The following is a 22454-nucleotide window of genomic DNA, read 5'->3' as shown; positions in this document are numbered from 1 at the left end:
AATAATTTATTAATGATTAAAATCTTTCCTGAAAGCCAACAAATCTGCCAAAATTTAATTCTGTTTTCTTTAACTTTAAAAGAATAATTCAGAATGAACACGTATGAGAATGAAAGAACAGGGACTTTATTCCCCTCTATTTGAGCGCGATAACTGCGGTGCAGGATTTATCTGTAATTTAAATGGCGAAAGAACCAATAATATTATACATAAGGCGATAGATATTTTAATACGCCTAGAACACAGAGGTGCAGTGAGCGCCGATGGTAAAACTGGTGATGGAGCAGGAATATTAATCGAAGTTCCTCACGATTTCTTCAAAAAAGTATGTGAGTTCGAAATTCCTGAATTAAGGAAATATGCTGTTGGAATGGTTTTTCTTCCGAAGAATAAAAATCAAGCTGGCATCTGCAGGGAATCTTTCGAAAAGGAAGTGGAAAAACAGGATCTTAAAATTCTTGGCTGGAGAAAAGTCCCTGTCAATCACTCCTGTCTTGGAAAAATGGCGAGTAATGTTGAACCAGCTATTGAACAGGTTTTTGTTAGTAGACCTGAAGAAATGGATGATCGTACCTTCAACGCCAAATTATATTCTGCCAGGAAAATTGCAGAGCATGCAGTAGAGAAATCTGGTCTGGCACAAAGTGAATATTTCTACTTTTCCAGTCTTTCAACAAATACTATAATATATAAGGGGCTATTAATGCCTCAGGATATCAATGAATATTACAAGGATCTAAATGATCCGGATGTGATCACTAAGTTGGCTCTGGTACATCAGCGTTTCTCTACCAACACTTTCCCTACCTGGGATCTTGCTCAGCCCTTCAGATATATGTGTCATAACGGTGAGATAAATACGCTTCGTGGTAACTTGAGTAGGATGAAAGCCCGGGAAGAGCTTTTTGAAAGTGAAATTTTCGGTGAGGATATGAAAAAAATCATCCCAGTTATCCTTGACGGAAAATCAGATTCTGCATCGATGGATATGGCGTTGGAACTTTTACTGCAGACAGGCAGATCACTACCAGAAGCCATTATGATGATGGTTCCTGAAGCCTGGGAAAAGAACCCATCCATGAAGGATAATAAAAAAGCATTTTATGAGTATAATGCCTGTATTATGGAACCATGGGATGGACCAGCTTCCATTCCGTTTACTGATGGAAATTACATCGGAGCATTATTAGACAGAAACGGACTCAGACCTTCACGTTATACGGTTACTAAAGATGGCTATGTGGTAATGTCTTCGGAAACTGGAGTTCTGGACATAAAGCCTGAAAATGTATTAAAACACGGTAGGCTTGAACCGGGAAGAATGTTCCTGGTAGATATGATCGAAGGTCGAATTATCGAAGATGAAGAAGTTAAAGAAAAGATCGTTTCAGAAAGACCTTATAGGGAATGGTTGAAGGATAACCTACTTCCGCTGGCGGATGTACCTTATACCGGAAATAAAACCCCTGTAGAAGATATTCCTTATATCACCAGGTTGAAACTTTTCGGTTACACCTACGAAGATATCACCACTATTATTTCACCAATGGCTTCGAAAGCAAAAGAGGCGATTGGATCTATGGGAACAGATATTCCATTGGCTGTACTTTCGGATAAGCCGCAATTATTGTTCAATTATTTCAAGCAACTTTTTGCACAGGTTACAAATCCGCCGTTAGATGGTATCCGGGAGGAGATCGTTACGGACATCAGTCTATCCATCGGTGAAGATCTCAATCTATTTGATATTATCCCGGAACAGGCCAGGAAACTTAAAATTCAAAATCCGGTCATTTCAAATGAAGACCTGGACAAAATAAAATATATTGATCAACCCGGATTCAAAGCAAAATCCATTTCCATGCTTTATGAAGCAGAAAAAGGAATGAATGGACTTGAGGATCGTCTGGACGAAATGATCATTGAAATTAACGAAGCCGTAGATGCCGGCTGTAATGTGATCATACTCTCAGATAGGAATGTGAATCCAAAACTGGCTCCTATTCCATCCCTTCTAGCCTGCTCTTTTGTTCATCACCGCGCGAAGGATTATAACAGAAGATCTTCTTTCGGAATTGTGGTTGAGTCTGCAGAGCCAAGAGAACCGCATCATTTCGCCGCACTTTTCGGCTACGGTGCGAGCGCCATCAACCCTTATATGGTGAATGAGGTGATCTATGATCTTGTAGAAAGAAAAGAGATCGATGTGGAAGATCCTGAAGTAGCAGTGGAAAATTTCAATGTGGCTATTGGTAAAGGGATCATTAAGATCATGAATAAGATTGGAATTTCAACACTTCTCTCCTATCGCGGATCACAGATATTCGAAATTTTAGGATTGAACAAGAAATTCGTAAACAAATACTTTTCAAATACACCAACCAGGATTGAAGGAATTGGTTTATACGAGGTGGAAAAAGAAATTCAGAAACGTTATCAACACGCTTTTTTCCCTCCTGAGACAGAAACTGATCTGGATCTGGAAATGGGAGGAGATTATCGCTGGAGAAGAAATGGAGAACGCCACGTTTTCAATCCGGCCAGTGTTGCCAAACTTCAGCAGGCAGTTAAACAGAATAGTTACGAAACTTATACTGAATACTCTAAAATCATCAATAAGCAGAATGAAAAGCTTATGACTTTAAGAGGAATGTTCAAATTCAAGGATTTGAATCCGATTCCTATTGAAGAAGTTGAGCCATGGACAGAGATCGTAAAAAGGTTTAAAACCGGCGCTATGTCTTTTGGTTCTATTAGCAAGGAAGCTCATGAGAACCTGGCCATTGCCATGAACCGGATTAAAGGAAAAAGTAATTCCGGTGAAGGTGGTGAAGATGCAGGTCGTTTTCAGAAGGACATTAACGGAAATTGGCGAAATTCAGCCATAAAGCAAGTCGCTTCTGGACGATTTGGGGTATCCATAGATTACCTAACAAATGCCAGGGAAATTCAGATTAAAATGGCCCAGGGAGCAAAACCTGGAGAAGGTGGACAGTTACCGGGACCAAAAGTAAATCCTGACATCGCGAAAACGAGAAATTCCACACCTTATGTTGGACTTATTTCTCCGCCGCCACACCACGATATTTATTCTATTGAAGATCTTGCCCAGCTAATTTTCGATTTGAAAAATGCCAATCGAGAAGCACGCATCAATGTAAAGCTGGTTTCTAAAGTGGGTGTTGGTACGATTGCCGCAGGTGTTGCCAAAGCGAAAGCAGACGTGGTTCTTATTTCGGGTTATGATGGAGGAACTGGAGCTTCGCCTTTAACTTCGCTTAGACATGCGGGACTTCCTTGGGAATTGGGAATAGCTGAAGCTCAACAAACACTATTACTGAATAATCTTAGGAGCAGGATCGTGGTAGAATGTGATGGCCAGCTGAAAACTGGTCGGGATGTAGCCATTGCCTGTTTATTGGGAGCAGAGGAATTTGGTTTTTCAACTGCACCTCTGGTGGCTACGGGTTGTATCATGATGCGAGCCTGTCACCTGAATACCTGCCCTGTTGGAATCGCCACACAGGATCCGGAACTGAGAAAGAACTTTAAAGGAACTCCTGAAAATGTGATCAATTTCATGTATTTCATCGCTCAGGAATTAAGAGAGATCATGGCACAGTTAGGTTTTCGAAGCATGAAAGAAATGGTTGGCCAGAGTCAGAAGATAGAAATGAACCGTGCTATCAAGCATTACAAAGCACAGGGAATTGATCTCTCCAATATTCTGCATAAACCTAATATTACTGACGGTGTTCCGCTTTCAAATACTGAAAAGCAGTTACATAATATTGAAGGAGTGCTAGATTTCGAAATTTTGAAACATGCCCATCCAGCGATCTATAGAAAAGAACCGATCACTCTGAGTTATCCAATTAGTAATACAAATAGAACAACTGGAGCGATCATCAGTAACGAGATTTCAAAAATTCACGGAGCAGTAGGCTTGCCTAAGAACACTTTAACGCTGAATTTTAATGGCTCAGCCGGACAGAGTTTTGGAGCATTTGCCGCAAAAGGTCTAAACCTGAACATCGAAGGAAATTCCAACGATTATTTTGGAAAAGGACTTTCAGGAGCAATTCTATCCATCAGAAAACCAAAAAATGCAACTTTCAAGTCTAATGAGAATATCATCATTGGAAATGTAGCCTTGTACGGTGCGATTACCGGCGAGGCTTATATTAATGGTATTGGTGGAGAGCGTTTCTGCGTAAGAAATTCAGGAGCCAAAGCAGTTATTGAAGGAATTGGAGATCATGGTTGTGAATATATGACCGGAGGAACCGCTGTGATTCTTGGTAAAATAGGACGGAATTTCGCTGCGGGAATGAGCGGAGGTACAGCCTACATTTATGATCCTGAAAATGAACTGGACAGGAATAATTTCAATATGGAAATGATCGAATTGGAAGGTCCTTCAGAGGAAAACCTGCAGGAACTGGAAGAATTGATCGTGAATCACTATCAATACACTGAAAGTGAAGTTGCCAAGGAAATTTTGAATAATTGGGAAGAAGCTTCCACAGCATTTATCAAAGTAATGCCTACTGAATATAAAAAAGCGTTACAAAAACTGGAAGCAGAAAAACAAAAAGAAGAAGAGGTAGATTTAAAGACAGCATAAATTTATGGGAGAGTTAAGAGGATTTTTAGAATACGATCGTATTCAGGAAGAAGATATAAAACCGGAAGAGAGAGTTAAGAATTATAACGAATTTCATAAAGAGCTTCCAACTGAAGAATTAAAAAAACAAGGTGGAAGATGTATGGATTGTGGAATTCCATTTTGCCATAGTGGATGCCCGCTGGGAAATTTAATTCCAGATTTTAATGATGCAGTCTACCGAAATGAATGGCAAAAAGCACTGAGAATTTTACACGCAACAAATAATTTCCCTGAGTTCACCGGAAGATTATGTCCAGCACCATGTGAGTCGGCTTGCGTATTAGGCATTATAGAGCCTCCTGTGGCCATAGAAATGATCGAGAAGTATATTGTGGAGCGAGGTTTTAAAGAAGGCTGGATAAAGCCTGAGCCTCCAGCAAACCGTACCGGTAAAAAAGTTGCGGTAGTTGGCTCTGGTCCCGCAGGACTTGCCGCTGCCCAACAATTGAATAGAGCTGGTCACCATGTAACAGTTTTCGAAAGAGATGCGAAGATCGGCGGATTACTTAGATATGGAATTCCGGATTTTAAAATGGAGAAGAAAGTAATAGACCGCAGGCTAGAAATATTGATGGCGGAAGGAATTGAATTTAAGACCAATACAGAAGTTGGAAAGAATTATTCGGTAGAAGATCTTAAGAGTTTTGATGCTGTGGTTCTATGCGGCGGTGCAACAGCCAGAAGAGAACTTCCTATTCCGGGATCAGATGCAGAAGGCGTTGTACAAGCTATGGAATTTTTAAAGCATAATAATGAGGCTGTTGATGGACTTCATGAAGTTGAAGACAGATTAAGCGCTAAAGGAAAAGATGTGATCGTTATTGGAGGGGGAGACACAGGTTCAGATTGTGTAGGAACTTCAAATCGTCATGGGGCAAATTCTGTAACGAACTTTGAGATCATGCCACTTCCACCTGAAAGCAGGTCTTCAGAAAATCCATGGCCTTACTGGCCATTTACTCTGAAAACAAGTTCTTCTCATGAGGAAGGTGTGGAAAGAAACTGGAGCATTCAAACGAAGGAATTTATTAAGGATAATGAAGGTAAATTGAAGGCGTTAAAAACGGTACAGGTAGAATGGATTAAAAAACCTGGACAGAGACCAGAGTTAAAAGAGGTTGAAAATTCTGAAAAAGAATGGCCATGTGATCTAGCCCTGCTTTCTCTAGGTTTTACTGGTCCGGAGAAAACACTAAGCGAAAAGTTAGGTTTAGGTCTGGATCCTAGAACCAATATAAAATCTGAAAAGAATTACAGAACGAATGTGATAAACATATTTGTAGCTGGAGATATGAGAAGAGGCCAGTCCTTAATAGTTTGGGCTATTTCTGAAGGTAGAGAGGCTGCGCATAACGTGGATAAATATCTGATGGGCAAATCTAAGTTGCCTATAAAAGGTGATGGAGATCTTCCATCAGCGTAATAACTTTAGTTTATTAAAATGAAAAAGCAGCCCGAATTTAGGCTGCTTTTTTTATGAGTGATCACTAAATAAGATTTCTAATTACCCCATAAAAAAACCCTTTATCTTTTGAGATAAAGGGTTTTCAAGAAGAAGGCGGCGACATACTCTCCCACAATGATAGCAGTACCATCTGCGCTAACGGGCTTAACTACTCTGTTCGGGATGGGAAGAGGTGAGCCCCGTTGCTATAGCCACCTTAAAAGGTAAGTTATAAGCTTCGAGCTTAAAACTGTGTCTGTTGACACTAATATTGTTGACATACTTAAGAAACAAAAAATAAGCGAAGAACGGTGATACTTTATAATGGTAAGCATTTGGCGGCTCTGGAGTTTTGCGGCTCCAGAGCCATCACGCATCAAGCTTTACGGATTATTAGTACTACTCGGCTATGACATTACTGCCTTTACACCTGTAGCCTATCAACGTGGTAGTCTCCCACGGTCCTTTAAAGAAATCTCATCTTGTGGTGGGTTTCGCGCTTATATGCTTTCAGCGCTTATCCCTTCCGAACGTAGCTACTCTGCAGTGCTCCTGGCGGAACAACAGATACACCAGAGGTTCGTCCAATCCGGTCCTCTCGTACTAGGATCAGGTCCACTCAAATTTCTAACGCCCACTGTAGATAGAGACCGAACTGTCTCACGACGTTCTGAACCCAGCTCGCGTGCCACTTTAATGGGCGAACAGCCCAACCCTTGGGACCTTCTCCAGCCCCAGGATGTGACGAGCCGACATCGAGGTGCCAAACCCCCCCGTCGATGTGAGCTCTTGGGGGAGATCAGCCTGTTATCCCCGGCGTACCTTTTATCCTTTGAGCGATGACCCTTCCATGCGGTGTCACCGGATCACTATGCTCTACTTTCGTACCTGATCGACCTGTATGTCTCTCAGTCAAGCTCCCTTTTGCCATTGCACTCTACGCACGGTTACCAAGCGTGCTGAGGGAACCTTTAGAAGCCTCCGTTACTCTTTTGGAGGCGACCACCCCAGTCAAACTACCCACCAAGCACTGTCCTTCCATTGGAAGTTAGGCTCTAAACAAGTAAAGGGTAGTATTTCAACAACGACTCCACGATACCTGGCGATACCGCTTCAAAGTCTCCTACCTATCCTACACATCACTTGTTCAAAGTCAATACTAAGCTATAGTAAAGGTGCACGGGGTCTTTTCGTCCCACAGCGGGTAATCGGCATCTTCACCGATACTACAATTTCACCGAGCTCATGGCTGAGACAGTATCCAGATCGTTGCACCATTCGTGCAGGTCGGAACTTACCCGACAAGGAATTTCGCTACCTTAGGACCGTTATAGTTACGGCCGCCGTTTACTGGGGCTTCAGTTCAATGCTTCGCCGAAGCTAACATCTCCCCTTAACCTTCCAGCACCGGGCAGGTGTCAGGCCCTATACGTCATCTTTCGATTTAGCAGAGCCCTGTGTTTTTGATAAACAGTCGCCTGGATCTTTTCACTGCGGCCCCCCATAAGGGGGCGACCCTTCTCCCGAAGTTACGGGCCAATTTTGCCTAGTTCCTTAGCCATGAATCTCTCGAGCACCTTAGAATTCTCATCCCAACTACCTGTGTCGGTTTAGGGTACGGGTTGCCTCCACTCGCTTTTCTTGGAAGTCGCTCCTCTGGATTATCACGCCGGCCGTAGCTTTTGTGTACTATCTCCGTGTTACCACTGGATTCAACGTACTATTCCGTCAGTACGCACCAAATTTACGCCTCCGTCCGCTTTAACGTGGGGCAAGTAGCAGAATATTAACTGCTTGTCCATCGACTACCCCTTTCGGGTTCGCCTTAGGTCCCGACTAACCCTCAGCTGATTAGCATAGCTGAGGAAACCTTAGTCTTTCGGTGTGCAGGTTTCTCGCCTGCATTATCGTTACTTATGCCTACATTTTCTTTTGTAACCAATCCAGCATACCTCGCAGTACACCTTCGTCTTTGTTACAATGCTCCCCTACCACTATAGTAAACTATAGTCCATAGCTTCGGTAGTATGTTTATGCCCGATTATTATCCATGCCGGACCGCTCGACTAGTGAGCTGTTACGCACTCTTTAAATGAATGGCTGCTTCCAAGCCAACATCCTAGCTGTCTGGGCAGTCCAACCGCGTTTATTCAACTTAACATACATTTTGGGACCTTAGCTGATGGTCTGGGTTCTTTCCCTCTCGGACATGGACCTTAGCACCCATGCCCTCACTGATATGCATCATTTTATAGCATTCGGAGTTTGTCAGGAATTGGTAGGCGGTGAAGCCCCCGCATCCAATCAGTAGCTCTACCTCTATAAAACTAACTATATCGCTGCACCTAAATGCATTTCGGGGAGTACGAGCTATTTCCGAGTTTGATTGGCCTTTCACCCCTACCCTCAGGTCATCCCAAGACTTTTCAACGTCAACGGGTTCGGTCCTCCACTATGTGTTACCACAGCTTCAACCTGCCCAAGGGTAGATCACACGGTTTCGCGTCTACCACTACCAACTATGGCGCCCTATTCAGACTCGCTTTCGCTACGGCTCCACAGCTGAACTGCTTAACCTTGCTGGCAACGGTAACTCGTAGGCTCATTATGCAAAAGGCACGCCGTCACCACACGAAGTGGCTCCGACCGCTTGTAAGCGTATGGTTTCAGGATCTATTTCACTCCCTTGTTCAGGGTTCTTTTCACCTTTCCCTCACGGTACTGGTTCACTATCGGTCTCTCAGGAGTATTTAGCCTTGGCGGATGGTCCCGCCGGATTCATACAGGGTTTCACGTGCCCCGCACTACTCAGGATACTGCTATGCTTTATATCAACTTACTTATACCGGGCTGTCACCGTCTATGGCCAGGCTTTCCAACCTGTTCTAATTCCTGATACAAACAATGTTGCAGTCCTACAACCCCAATAAGTCCGTAAACTCATTGGTTTGGGCTACTGCGCGTTCGCTCGCCGCTACTAGCGCAATCACTATTGTTTTCTCTTCCTCCGGGTACTTAGATGTTTCAGTTCTCCGGGTTCGCCTCCTTGCGGATACTACACCTTCAATGTAGTGGGTTGCCCCATTCGGATATTCGCGGATCAATTTGTATGTGCCAATCCCCACGACTTTTCGCAGCTTATCACGTCCTTCTTCGCCTCTGAGAGCCTAGGCATTCCCCATACGCCCTTATCTAGCTTGTATGCGTTTTGCTTAATGCTCTAATCTATTCTGACCGAAGTCAGAACAGAAGTATTATAATGTATTACTGTTATTAAATATTTCTATCTAATAGTGTTCTCGTATTCTTTGTTTCTCAATATGTCAATGAACGTGGCGAATCGCCACCGATAATAAAATTATCAGCGCTCCTTCGCGGCGAATTACTTAAGATTTACATCTCAAGGCATCGCCTTGTGGAGAATATCGGAGTCGAACCGATGACCTCCTGCGTGCAAGGCAGGCGCTCTAGCCAGCTGAGCTAATCCCCCATTATTTTAGTATCGCGCTAACCAGTTATCAGTTAACAGTACTTATAACGGCTACTCAACCTCTAAAATTTCCTAATTTCAAATGAACTTCTCGTTAAACCTGATGGCTTACTCTCTCAAGTAGTCTCAGGCAGACTCGAACTGCCGACCTCTACATTATCAGTGTAGCGCTCTAACCAGCTGAGCTATGAGACTGTCCATATAATCAAATTGACATAAGAATCAAGACCCGAAGGCCATGCTAAACTTCCCTTACTAATTGTCGCTAGCATTCTAGTGAATGCATCGCTCTAGAAAGGAGGTGTTCCAGCCGCACCTTCCGGTACGGCTACCTTGTTACGACTTAGCCCCAGTTACCAGTCTTACCCTAGGCGGCTCCTTGCGGTGACCGACTTCAGGTACCCCCGGCTTCCATGGCTTGACGGGCGGTGTGTACAAGGCCCGGGAACGTATTCACCGCATCATGGCTGATATGCGATTACTAGCGATTCCAGCTTCACGCAGTCGAGTTGCAGACTGCGATCCGAACTGTGATAGGGTTTGAAGATTCGCATCCCCTCGCGGGGTAGCTGCCCTCTGTCCCTACCATTGTAGCACGTGTGTGGCCCAGGACGTAAGGGCCGTGATGATTTGACGTCATCCCCACCTTCCTCGCGGTTTGCACCGGCAGTCTGGCTAGAGTTCCCGACATTACTCGCTGGCAACTAACCACAGGGGTTGCGCTCGTTATAGGACTTAACCTGACACCTCACGGCACGAGCTGACGACAACCATGCAGCACCTTGCAATCTGTCCGAAGAAGGGTCTGTTTCCAGACCTGTCAGACTGCATTTAAGCCCTGGTAAGGTTCCTCGCGTATCATCGAATTAAACCACATGCTCCACCGCTTGTGCGGGCCCCCGTCAATTCCTTTGAGTTTCATTCTTGCGAACGTACTCCCCAGGTGGGTTACTTATCACTTTCGCTTAACCACCCAGCCCTCAATTAGGCCGGACAGCTAGTAACCATCGTTTACGGCGTAGACTACCAGGGTATCTAATCCTGTTCGCTACCTACGCTTTCGTCCATCAGCGTCAATACATTATTAGTGATCTGCCTTCGCAATAGGTGTTCTGAGTAATATCTATGCATTTCACCGCTACACTACTCATTCCAACCACTTCATAATGATTCAAGAACAACAGTATCAATGGCAATTCTACAGTTGAGCTGCAGACTTTCACCACTGACTTATTATCCCGCCTACGGACCCTTTAAACCCAATGATTCCGGATAACGCTTGGATCCTCCGTATTACCGCGGCTGCTGGCACGGAGTTAGCCGATCCTTATTCGCAGAGTACCGTCAGCTCCCCACACGTGGGGAGGTTTCTTCCTCTGTAAAAGCAGTTTACAACCCATAGGGCAGTCTTCCTGCACGCGGCATGGCTGGATCAGAGTTGCCTCCATTGTCCAATATTCCTCACTGCTGCCTCCCGTAGGAGTCTGGTCCGTGTCTCAGTACCAGTGTGGGGGATCTCCCTCTCAGGACCCCTACCTATCGCGGTCTTGGTAAGCCGTTACCTTACCAACTAACTAATAGGACGCATACTCATCTTTAAGCCATAAATGTTTAATATAATCACCAGGAGGTGGCTATATACTATGGGGTATTAATCCACGTTTCCATGGGCTATTCCCCGCTTAAAGGCAGATTGTATACGCGTTACGCACCCGTGCGCCACTCGTCATCAGAAAAGCAAGCTTTTCTATGTTACCGTTCGACTTGCATGTGTTAGGCCTGCCGCTAGCGTTCATCCTGAGCCAGGATCAAACTCTTCATCGTTAAATCTTATATATATTCAACAACTACTAAAGAAATTGCTCAGTATGACTTCTTCTAGTCTTAATTCTTATACACTATAATAAAACATCGCTATTTTATTATTGTTGTCAATTCAATATATCAATGAACTTCGATCGGTCTCCCAATCTGTCTTAGTTAAAACCCAAGGATTCGAACCTCTCTAATTATGCCCCATCCGGCCGTTTTACTTCATTCTCAGTCTGTATCTCTGAACGTTTGCTCGCTCGCAAAGCGGGTGCAAATATACAACGCTTTTTCTTTTCTAACCAAAACTTTTTAATAAAAATTTTTGATTTCTTTTTAAAGCGCAAGCCCTCAATTGCTTACTCCCAAATCATCCTCTATATGAACTTCACTTCGTTTCCAAAGCGGGTGCAAATATACAGCGCTTTTTCAATTGCACAATAGCTTTTCCAAAATTTAGTTATTTTTATCTTAAATCTATCAAAACAGCTTGAAACCGCAATTTTCAATAGCATTTCTAGAACAAGCAGTTCTAATTATGCAATTGAATCCTTAATTCTAAGCGAATTCAGCAATTAGAAAATTCAGAACTTATAGAAAAAGATTCCAAACAAGCCCAAATCTTACTAAAAAGTCGGTGTATGGATAACCGGGAGCGGTGAAGTTATTGTTTTGCTCCAAAAGATCATTAAGGTTTTCAAGCTTAAAAAAGATTCGTGCCTTATCAACTTTCGCGTTAAAAAAGAAATCTACCACCGGATATCCGCCTAATTCCTGCGAATTTTGCACGTAGAATTCAGCCAGCACCGGATCATAAGCATTCATTTCGTATTTGGAGAAATACTTCAAAGTAAATCCAGTTTGCAAGTAAAGGGCCTTATCAAACCAGAAATCTTTATAATAAATCGAATTCCTCGTTACAAATTCCGGGAGATTCAAAACGTCCAAACCTTCCAGCACATTTTGATACATAATAGTGTTATAAGAACCGAACAAGCCAAGATCTATTTCTTTTTCTGCTCTTAGTTTTAGATATCTCACCTGAGAACCGGCCTGAAAAGGTTTAACTAATCCGCTTTCATCTGTAGAAAAGTAAGTGTAATTCTCTATCTGTTCCAGACTTCCAGAGATATCAAACAATTTTTTAGATCTAAAATCGGCGAAAAGCTTTTGAGCAACCTCATTATCAAAATCATTCTGCCAGTTATAATTCAAATAATCACTTTGATACAAAAGGAAATTGAAATTTGGCGCAGCGCTATTCTGATTAATCCCAAATAGTATAGAGTTATCCTGATTAAAATCGTAAGATGCAGTAGCCTGAAGATAATTTCCCGAGAATTCATCTGAAAGGTTCAGCCTGGCTTCGGCATTCAATGCAAAACCACCAATTTCTTTCTTATAGGCTCCCGAGATATGCAATAAACTTCCGTTTAATTTATTACCAATAGTATCTCCGGGTTTTATCAAGACCGAATTATACCCATAGTCATATTTAGTATGTCCTGCACCGAAGGAAATCTTACCTAAAACTGAATTTGCATAATTTACTGAAACCTCATTGAAAAGTTTTTCCATCCTGGTTACATCCCGTAAATCAGAAGCTTCAAAAGATTGACCGAAAATTTCATTTTTCGCCCTCTCCTGGTCGTACACATACTTCTTATAGCTAAAATCAAATTCATGATGCAAGCTTAGCATATTGGTAGAATCGGTAACCCGGGTCAAAATGTATTCGTGATCCAAGAAGAAGCGTTTTCCATAAAGGACATTTTCAGCATCCTCAAAATTTACTGAAAGTACTGACCGATCGTCAAATTCCTCTTCCCTATTTATATACTGAGTAGCAGACAAACTATCCAGACCTCCATTTTCTTCATTCAACAAATCCTGTGAAGCGAAATGAGCTTTAGCGTGATATTTTCTATTATCTGAATCATAGCTAAATCCCAACCTCAAATTACCGGCGCTGGTTTTAATATGCTGATATCTTCCCAGAGCACGAGTTCCTTTATAGGCAATAAACATATTCAGGTTTTTTGAGGTGTTAACCGTAAATAGAGCATCCAGCTGCTGACCTTGCTCCGGAACTGTTTTAAAGTATAAATCGGTTAATGGAGTAGGCACATGGTAATAGTTAACATCTTCCACTTCGAAAAAATTGAAATGCTTTGCCCTGGCTCCAAACTCAGGAAATGCTTCCCGGTATTCTTTTTTCAGGCTTAGACTGTTATATGGCTGCCCGGTATTTGAAAAAGATAACAGTTCAAAATTATCTTTTCGAAGGTAATTGAATTTGTAATCTTTTAAAATAGTAAGCGTGGTATCTAAGTGTACGGTATCATTTTTCACCGATATGATCTTATAATCTTCAATTGGCGGCATACTATCCTTTTTCTTGGTGGTGTTCCCTCTCTGACCCATTCCCGGATCCTGGCTCCAGCCTTGAAAAGAACATAAAATAAAAAGGCAAAAAAGGATTTTTCTCATACCGTTAAAGACTATGCAGGCAAAAATATAATAATTAACGAAAGATACTTGAAGTTTATTAAAACAAAAAAACCGCCCTTCATAGGGCGGTTCTTATTATAATTGGAAACTATTAATTAGTATCCAAAATTCTGATCAATGTTAGCATTTGCATCTACTTCTGCGAATGGCACAGGAAGAGCAAAGTTGTAATCACCGTAAGATGGACCACCATGAGACTGTTGTACAGCATCTGGAGCAGGTATATCTTTACCAGTTCTTGCAAGGTCATGGAATCTAAATCCTTCGAAAGCAAGTTCTTTTCTTCTTTCCAAAAGAATGTTATCCTTTGTAGCTTCAGAGTATTCTTCAGCTCCACGATTCATAGGAATCATGTTCAACCAATCTAATGCTTCTCCAGCGTTTCCAGTTTCTAATAAAGCCTCAGCGTAGATAAGAACGATTTCTTCATATCTAATTACCGGCACGTTATCATCATAAGGAGCGATAGAAGGGTACTTTCCAACGTTACGGAAAAGACCTGCAGCATCAACTTGAATTACTCCAGCATCAGTTACGTTACCGTCTTCATCTACATCCTGAACACCTCTTACATCATCATCGCCGTAAATTGCAGCTAGATTAGGAAGAACAACTACATCTCCGTAGTTAGTATCCTGGTAAATGTTAGCAAGACCGTTAATTCCTGGGTTGTCAATTGGAGTGAAAGCGATTTCAAAAATAGTATTTACACCACCTTCTAAAGCAAACGTTGATAAAAACTCATCTTCACTTGCAACATCAAATGCTCCTGAATCAATAACAGCTTTTGAAGATGTTAAAGCAGTTTGCCAGTCACCGAAATAAGTAGCAATTCTAGCTTTGATTGCATCTGCTGCAAAAGTAGTAATGAAAACAGGACCTCCATTTTGAGATGCAGACATTAAAGAAGAAGCCATATCAAGATCTGCATAGGCCATCTCCTTAACCTCTCCTACTGTGTTACGAGCAGGGAAAAGGTTTTCATTATCTCTAAATGTCATTACGTAAGGTACTCCAACTGAACTTTCACTTCCACCATTTACGTTCTGCTGACCGTAAAAAGTTACCAGGTCAAAATGAGCTAATGCACGAATAGCATAAGCCTGACCTTTCAAGTGATCAATCTCTGATTGCTCTCCTTCGATATTCTCAGCATTGATAACAATGTTCGCAGAAGCGATCACACCGTACATCTGAGCCCAAAGAGATTCAACAATTCCAGACTCTGAGTTTAAATTCATCTGCCCCTCAACCACAAAACGGTTTGAGTTAGCATTTGAGAAAACGTTGTCTGCAAAAATATCTCCAAGAACAACTTTATCTCTACCATAGTAAGCAGATGAAGACATTCTTTCGTAGGCTCCTAGCAATACAGCCTGAAGATCATTTGTTGTATTGATACTTGTCTCAATACTTTTTGACTGTGCCAAAGTTGGATCTAGATCCTCTTCGGAACATGAGGCTAAAAGCCCAACAGCCAATACTGTAATTAATAAATATTTAAATTTCATAGTTATTTTTTAAAATTTTACGTTAACGCTTAAAGAGTAAGATTCTACTGGAGGAGTTGTAAGAGTTGTATAACCATTAGCTCTTACTTCAGGGTCTAATTTAAGACCATCATCCTTTACCCAAGTAGCCACATTAGTTCCTCTTAATGTTAGAGATAAACCGTCAATTCCAATGTTTTGAGCCCATCCAGAAGGAAGAGAGTAACCTAAGGCAACGTTCTTCAATCTAATGTAGTCTCCATCAAATAAGTGACGAGAGTTTGTTGTATGGAAGTTGTTACTTCCTCCAAAAGCTAACTGAGGAACATCAGTTACATCACCAGGCTGCTGCCATCTTTCTAATAATTCCTGAGCACCGTTATAAGTACCTAAAGTAAAGCTGTTAGTTCTCATGTAAAACTGAGCATACTGCTCGTAAATTTTGTGACCTCCTGCGAAATAAGCGTTAGCTTCTGCAAAGAATCCTTTGTATTGAACACGAGTTCCAAAACCTCCAGAGTAAGTTGGAAGTGCACTAGCACCTTGATAAACTCTCTCAGCTGCGTTGTAGTTAGAGGTAACTTCTCCATCTACACCGTTAACATACCAAGTTGGAAGACCATTATCTGGATTTACTCCAGCCCAAGTTCTCATGAACCATGCTGCAGCAGGAAGACCTACTCTTGTAGTTTTATATGAGCTACCAGCAAGCGGATCTAATGGTTCCCCATCAGCACCTGATGCAAGTTCAGTAACTTCGTTATCTACAGTAGCATAGTTACCATTTACACTCCATAAGAAATCATCAGTACGAATAACTTCGTAAGTTAATTGAGCTTCTATACCAGAGTTTTCCATTTCTCCAACGTTTCTATCCTGACCATCAAATCCTGTTGTTAAAGATAGTGGTACGTTTTGAAGAAGATCTGAAGTTGTTCTCTTATAGTAAGCGAAAGATCCAGATAATCTGTTATCGAACATACCAAAGTTAATACCAACATCTAAAGTTTTACCTTTCTCCCACTCTAAATCTGGGTTACCAAATTGAGATGGAGTAGCAGCACCATTTGAATTATAATCACCTCCAAAAGCTAATAAAGCCTGGTAAGCGTTAAGTCCTACAGCGTTGTTACCTGTAATACCGTAAGAACCTCTTAATCTAAGAGTATTGAAAACATCATTGCTGATGAAATCTTCTCTATGAAGGTTCCAAGCCACACCTACAGATCCAAAATCTCCATATCTGTTACCTGGAGCGAATCTTGAAGATCCTTCACGTCTGTAAGTTAAATCTACTACATATTTACCATCGTAGTTATAGTTTAATAACCCAAGGTAAGAAGCATTAATCCAATCTGTGAAAGATGAAAAAGCATCATAGTTCGCACTAGCAGATGCAATATTGATCAACCCATCAGTTGGGAAGTTCTCACCATATCCATAAAGGTATGAATTCTGGTTGTTCTGGTATTCAAATAATGCAGTAGCATCAAAATTGTGATTTTCACCAAGAGTGAAAGCATAGTTTAACGATCCCTGGTAAACCCAGTTAAAGTTTTTCTCATCACTACTTTCAGCATAACCATTTAAATCATCTGCATCACCTTCATATCTGTTGATGAAAGATTTGTATTCAGTAAGCTGGTAATCTAAACTAATTCTGTTGCTAAACGTTAATCCACTGAAAAGCTCCCAGTCTACTTTCGTATTTGAGATAACTCTCGTAAGCATGTTTCTATTGAAGTTGTTATCTAAAACATAGAAAATGTTTGGAAGAGATCCGAATGGTAGGTTGATGTTCTCAGTACCATCATCGTTGAATCTTGGGTTAAAAGGATTCATCAATGTTCTTGTAATGAAAGGGTTTGAAAAGAAAGACCCTTGCTCAAGAATTGGATTTTGTCTAATGTTAGAAACAGTCATAGAAGTAGAAAGATCTACATTGTCTCTCAACTCTCTATCAAAACTAAAACTACCGTTGATTCTTTCAAAGTCTACATTTTTAACTGTAGCTTCAGTGTTGTTGTAACCTAAAGAAGCATAAAAACTAGACTTCTCATCTCCACCTGTAGCAGAGAAAGTATAGTTCTGAGTTAATGCATCTTCATTCTTAATGTTCTGATCCCAGTTGTAACCATCTGTTGCAGGGTTGAAATCTAGAACGTCTGGATCAAGAATCTGGAAACCAACTCCTAATTCAAGTGCATTCGCTTCAGTAAAACCGAAATCACCGTTAACACCGTTTGCTCCGTAAGAATTTACAAGAGACTCGATTAAAAGGTCGTAACGCTGTTGTCCAGTTAAATACTGTCTTTTATTGTAAGCATCGTTCTGGAAACCTACAGTTGAATTGAAAGTGAATTTAGTCTCTCCAGAAGCACCACTCTTAGTAGTAATAACGATTACCCCGTTAGAACCTCTAGCTCCATATTGAGCAGTTGCAGATGCATCCTTTAATACAGTAATACTTTCAATATCCTGGCTATTAATAGTTGCTAGTGGGTTAAGTGAACTTAAGTTAGCACTACCACTATTGTTATTGTTTACAACCGGCACCCCGTCAATTACATAAAGAGGCTCGTTGTTAAGTGCCAAGGAACTAAGACCACGAATACGAACATCCTGGGTAGAACCTGGAGTACCAGAAGACATCGAAATCTGTACACCAGCTACTTTACCTTGTAACGCCTGCTCTACAGACGGAACAGGAATTTCAGCAAGTTCTTCTCCTCCAATACTCACGGAAGATCCAGTTACTTCATCAACTCCTTTTGTACTATATCCAAGTACAACTACTTCATCTAGCGCAGCAGCATCCACTTCAAGCGTAACATTAATTGTGCTTGAACTACCTACCTGCACTTCTTGTGTTTTGAAACCAACGTAGCTAAAAACAAGAGATCTCCCTTGATTCATATCTACAGAATAGTTTCCATCAAAATCTGTTTGAGTACCATTGTTGGTCCCCTTAACTAAAACAGTCACACCTGGTAAAGGCAGACCATCGCTGTCGATTACCGTTCCTGTAACGGTTCTGTCTTGCGCAAATGCAATTTGCACACATAACACTAAGAACAGTGTTAAAATTCCATGTAATCTTTTTTTCATTATTTCGTTAAATTTGAATTAGCCAGCGCCAAAAATCATAATAAATTCTTAATAAACCAAAAAAATATTCATTTTAACTAATCAATACTTTAACATCATAAAGAATCTTTCAAAGAATTCAGCAACTTGATTTTAAGTATCTATCAATAAAATCCAAACAAAATTACGAATGCTTGATTTTTATAATATTGAGATAACCGTAGCAGGAACAGATGAAGCAGGAAGGGGTTGCCTCGCGGGACCCGTGACTGCTGCTGCAGTTATTCTACCGAGCAATTTCCAAAGTGAGCTTTTAAACGACTCAAAAATCACTAGTTTAAAAAATAGAAAATTATTAAAATCTCAAATTCAGTCTGAAGCTTTGGCTTACGGAATTGACCATGTTTTCATGGAGGAGATCGATAAAATTAACATTCTTAACGCCTCTATAATGGCTATGCACAGGGCTCTACAAAGGTTAAATTTGGATCCAGACCATATTATTGTGGACGGAAATAAGTTCAAACCTTTTAAAGACATTAGCCATGAATGTATCATTAAAGGTGATGGTAAATTCATGAGTATAGCCGCCGCCTCTATCCTGGCAAAAACTGCGAGAGATGAATTTATGGAAGTTATTCATGAAGAATTTCCAATGTATAACTGGAAAAAGAATAAAGGTTACCCTACAAAAGAACACAGAGCAGCTATTGAAAAGCACGGAATCACTAAATATCACCGAAAAAGCTTTAAACTACTTCCAGATCAATTGAAGATTGATTTCTAAGTTGCTATTTTTGTCCCAAACCCGCTACCAACCTATGAAAAGATTTTTCGTATTTCTTACAATACTAACTCTCTTCTCCTGTTCTGAACAACAAGAAAAAATTTTTAATCTCACAAGCTATCTTCCGGCGGATGCCGAGGCCATTCTCGTAACAAACGATTTCCCAGGTTTTCTGACTGAAGTACAGAAAAATAATTTTCTAGGGAAAAGCGATTTTGGCTTGAAGCGAAAGCTGACCAGTCAATTAAAATTTACTCAACATTTAAATTTCACTTCTGAAACCGGGATAAGCATTTCAGATCTATCCGCAGATAATCTTGTATATACCATCACTACCAGAAGAGATTCGGGATTTATTCAGCTGGATTCCATCCAGAACAAAAGCGTGGAAAGCATTGAGGAAGATGGAGTAAATTACCAGCGGATCCAAATTGATAATTCCAAGTTCTTTCTTTTCGAAAATGCTGAAACCACCATCATCAGTAATTCCAAATCAAAGATGCTTGATCTGGCTAATAATAAAGAAGTACTGAAATCAAAGACTTTCAATAACGTCTATAACGCAGCCGACCCAAATAAAACTTCAATCTTTCTTAACCAGGCTGCTCTAAAAAAAATGTCAGCTGCTTTTGAAAATTTAAACTTCCCCGGCTTAAAGAATTTATCAGAATGGATAGTTCTCGATCTTGATCTTGAAGAGAAGAAATTGAAACTGAATGGAATTAGTGTTTCTGGAGAAGAAAAGGACTTTTTAAGCAACTTTTCCGGGCTTACTCCTAAAGAAATAGAAGTGAGTAAAATCTGTCCAGATGACTTTTTAAGTTTTTATGCGTTTAGTTTCTCTTCTTACGCAGACCTTTTAAAAAATCACGGGGATTCCATTCCTTCAAAATATCCGAAGATATTAGATCATTCAAGAGAAGCTGCGATGATTAAATTGAAGCAGGGAGATCTTTTTGTTCTGAATGCGATAGAAACAGAAAGTGCCAAAACCAGTCTTGCGGGCTTTGGAGAAGAATTTGAAACCTATCGCGGAATTCCAGTTTTCGAATCAACAGATCCCGGGATTTTCCGAAGTATTCCCAGTGATCTAATGGTTCTAAGCGAAAATCAATATTATACCATAATAGATCATTTTGTACTTTTTTCTGAAAACGTTGAAGTCATTAAAAAAGCAATCGCAGATTTTCAGAATTCCAACACACTTGCTACAAAAACCTATTACACTGAAATTGCCTCTGCCCTGTCTTCTGAATATTCTGTTTTATTAATGACCAGATTGCCGGAATTTTTCAATTATGCAAAAGAGGTTAATAATAATGACAAATTAAATTTTAAAAAAAACAGTCTCGCCGCATTCCAGATAATTAAGGAAGATAATTTTGCGCATTTACACGCAATTATTTCGAATTCAGAAGAACAAAAGAATGGCAACAATGGGGTGGAGCAATACTCTTCTTTTCAATTAGAGGCTCCGGTAGCTTCGCAAGCTTATTTTTTCAGGAATCATGAAACAGATCAAAAAGACATTCTGGTGCAGGATGAGAATAATGTTCTTTATCTTATTTCCAATAAAGGAACGATCTTCTGGAAAAAGAAATTAGATAGTCAGATTTCTGGAGGAATTCACGAAGTAGACCTATTTAAAAACGGGAATAAACAAATTGCTTTTTCTACAGGATATCACCTAGAAATATTAGATAGGAATGGAAATACCGTAAAACCCTTTCCTATAAAATTCAATGAGCCGTTAACTCAACCTCTTGCTGTATTCGACTACGATAATAACAGGACATACAGGTTCGTGCTTACTCAGAATAAAAAGATTTATATGCTTGGGCCGAAAGGAAAATCAATCAAAGGTTTTGATTTTGAATCCGCCAAATCCAATATCGTCAAAGCTCCAAAACATATCAGGCTTGGTTCAAAGGACTATATTTTGGTCGCGGAAGAATCTGGACGTCTCAATATTTTAAGCCGACAGGGGAGTATTCGAGTGCCCGTGAACGAGAATTTTGAATATTCTGAAAATGAATGGTACGGTAATAATGGAAAATTCATCACTACCGAACCCCAAAGTAATCTGGTTACGGTTACCCAAAGCGGCGCAGTGTCGAGAAAGGACCTGGGACTGGCAGAGAATCACAGGCTGGACGCCAATGATGACCTCCTGGTTTATCTGAATGAGAATGAACTTTCAATCAATGAAAACAAAATTTCTTTAGAATTCGGACTTTATACTGATCCTCAAATATTTCAGTCGGGTAAAAAAACTTATGTTGCTTTAACCGATCTACAGGCACAAAAAGTTTATGTTTTTGACAAAAACGGAGAATTGTTAAGCGGTTTCCCGGTTTACGGAACTTCAGAAGTTGACATTTCTAACGCCGATCTGGATTCTAGAAAAGAATTAATCGTAAAAGGAGATGAAGACGAAATTTTACTTTATAAGCTCTGATCTATGCAGTAATCATTTCGGCCTCAAAGAGCTCCTGAAAATGTTTCAGCAATTTTTCCTGAACTTCTTCAAGATTAACCTCCTTCTTACCTAATTCAACATTCAGGGAAGTAACTGCTTTACCTTTTATTCCGCAGGGTATAATATTATCAAAATAGCCTAGATCTGCGTTTACATTCAGAGCAAAACCATGCATGGTCACCCACCGACTCGCTCTAACTCCCATCGCACAGATCTTTCTGGCAAATGGAGTTCCCACATCTAGCCATACCCCGGTTTCACCCGGACTTCTTTCGGATTTAATTTCGTATTCGGCAAGGGTGAGGATCACTGTTTCTTCAAGCAACCTTAGGTATTTATGAATATCGGTAAAGAAATTATCCAGGTCTAAAATAGGATAACCCACAATTTGGCCGGGACCATGATAGGTAATATCACCGCCCCTGTTTATTTTATAAAAAGTGGCATTCTTTGCTTTTAATTCTGCTTCAGAAACCAGTAAATTTGAAGCGTCTCCACTTTTGCCAAGGGTATAGACATGCGGATGTTCCACGAACAATAGATAATTCCTGGTAGGTTCATCCTGCTCTTCCCTCCTGTTTTTGATCTTCAGATCCAGTGTATCCTTAAAAAGTTTTTCCTGGTAATCCCAAGTTTCCTTATAATCTTTCACTCCCAGATTCTGCACTTCCACCTTCTTGTTCATGAT

At 40.7% G+C, this 22454-nt stretch carries 8 protein-coding genes, 2 tRNA genes and 3 rRNA genes; 4 read left to right on the top strand and 9 right to left on the bottom strand.

From position 1 onward, the window contains the following. Nucleotides 1–103 precede the first annotated feature (103 nt). Complete coding sequence (gltB, locus tag AC2S94_RS07065) at nucleotides 104–4627, top strand: glutamate synthase large subunit (RefSeq protein WP_484630764.1); 4524 nt, start codon at nucleotides 104–106, stop codon at nucleotides 4625–4627. Between the two features lie 4 nt (nucleotides 4628–4631). Further along, nucleotides 4632–6092, top strand: coding sequence for a glutamate synthase subunit beta (locus tag AC2S94_RS07060; RefSeq protein ID WP_484630763.1), 1461 nt, complete (start codon nucleotides 4632–4634; stop codon nucleotides 6090–6092). A gap of 130 nt (nucleotides 6093–6222) precedes the next feature. Here the strand turns inward: AC2S94_RS07060 and rrf are convergent. From rrf to AC2S94_RS07020, 8 genes are all read right to left on the bottom strand, one after another. After that, nucleotides 6223–6333: ribosomal RNA gene (gene rrf / locus AC2S94_RS07055) — 5S ribosomal RNA — on the bottom strand. 152 nt (nucleotides 6334–6485) lie between these two features. Then, a 23S ribosomal RNA gene (locus AC2S94_RS07050) occupies nucleotides 6486–9317 on the bottom strand. Between the two features lie 212 nt (nucleotides 9318–9529). Then, a tRNA-Ala gene (locus AC2S94_RS07045) sits at nucleotides 9530–9603 on the bottom strand. 121 nt (nucleotides 9604–9724) lie between these two features. After that, a tRNA-Ile gene (locus AC2S94_RS07040) sits at nucleotides 9725–9798 on the bottom strand. A 99-nt stretch (nucleotides 9799–9897) separates the two neighbouring features. Next, nucleotides 9898–11427, bottom strand: a 16S ribosomal RNA gene (locus tag AC2S94_RS07035). Together the 16S, 23S and 5S rRNA genes with 2 tRNA genes alongside form the textbook arrangement of a ribosomal RNA operon. 576 nt (nucleotides 11428–12003) lie before the next feature. After that, nucleotides 12004–13902: a putative porin gene (locus tag AC2S94_RS07030; RefSeq protein ID WP_484630762.1), complete on the bottom strand. Its 1899-nt coding sequence runs from the start codon at nucleotides 13900–13902 to the stop codon at nucleotides 12004–12006. Nucleotides 13903–14018: 116 nt separating this feature from the next. Further along, entirely contained in the window at nucleotides 14019–15434 is a 1416-nt protein-coding gene (locus AC2S94_RS07025) for a RagB/SusD family nutrient uptake outer membrane protein (RefSeq protein WP_484630761.1), read from the bottom strand. Nucleotides 15435–15443: 9 nt separating this feature from the next. Beyond that, entirely contained in the window at nucleotides 15444–18521 is a 3078-nt protein-coding gene (locus AC2S94_RS07020; protein ID WP_484630760.1) for a SusC/RagA family TonB-linked outer membrane protein, read from the bottom strand. Between the two features lie 169 nt (nucleotides 18522–18690). Here AC2S94_RS07020 and AC2S94_RS07015 point away from each other — a divergent pair, with 169 nt between their 5' ends. Further along, a complete protein-coding gene (locus AC2S94_RS07015) occupies nucleotides 18691–19287 on the top strand; it encodes a ribonuclease HII (RefSeq protein WP_484630759.1) in 597 nt (198 codons plus the stop codon). 34 nt (nucleotides 19288–19321) lie between these two features. Further along, a complete protein-coding gene (locus AC2S94_RS07010; protein ID WP_484630758.1) occupies nucleotides 19322–21745 on the top strand; it encodes a DUF3352 domain-containing protein in 2424 nt (807 codons plus the stop codon). Between the two features lies 1 nt (nucleotide 21746). On the opposite strand, the gene lipB is transcribed toward AC2S94_RS07010, so the two are convergent. Beyond that, nucleotides 21747–22451: a lipoyl(octanoyl) transferase LipB gene (lipB, locus tag AC2S94_RS07005; protein WP_484630757.1), complete on the bottom strand. Its 705-nt coding sequence runs from the start codon at nucleotides 22449–22451 to the stop codon at nucleotides 21747–21749. Nucleotides 22452–22454: the final 3 nt, after the last annotated feature.

This window comes from Christiangramia pacifica (genome assembly GCF_057221535.1).
This window is presented reverse-complemented; position numbering and strand designations above follow the sequence as displayed.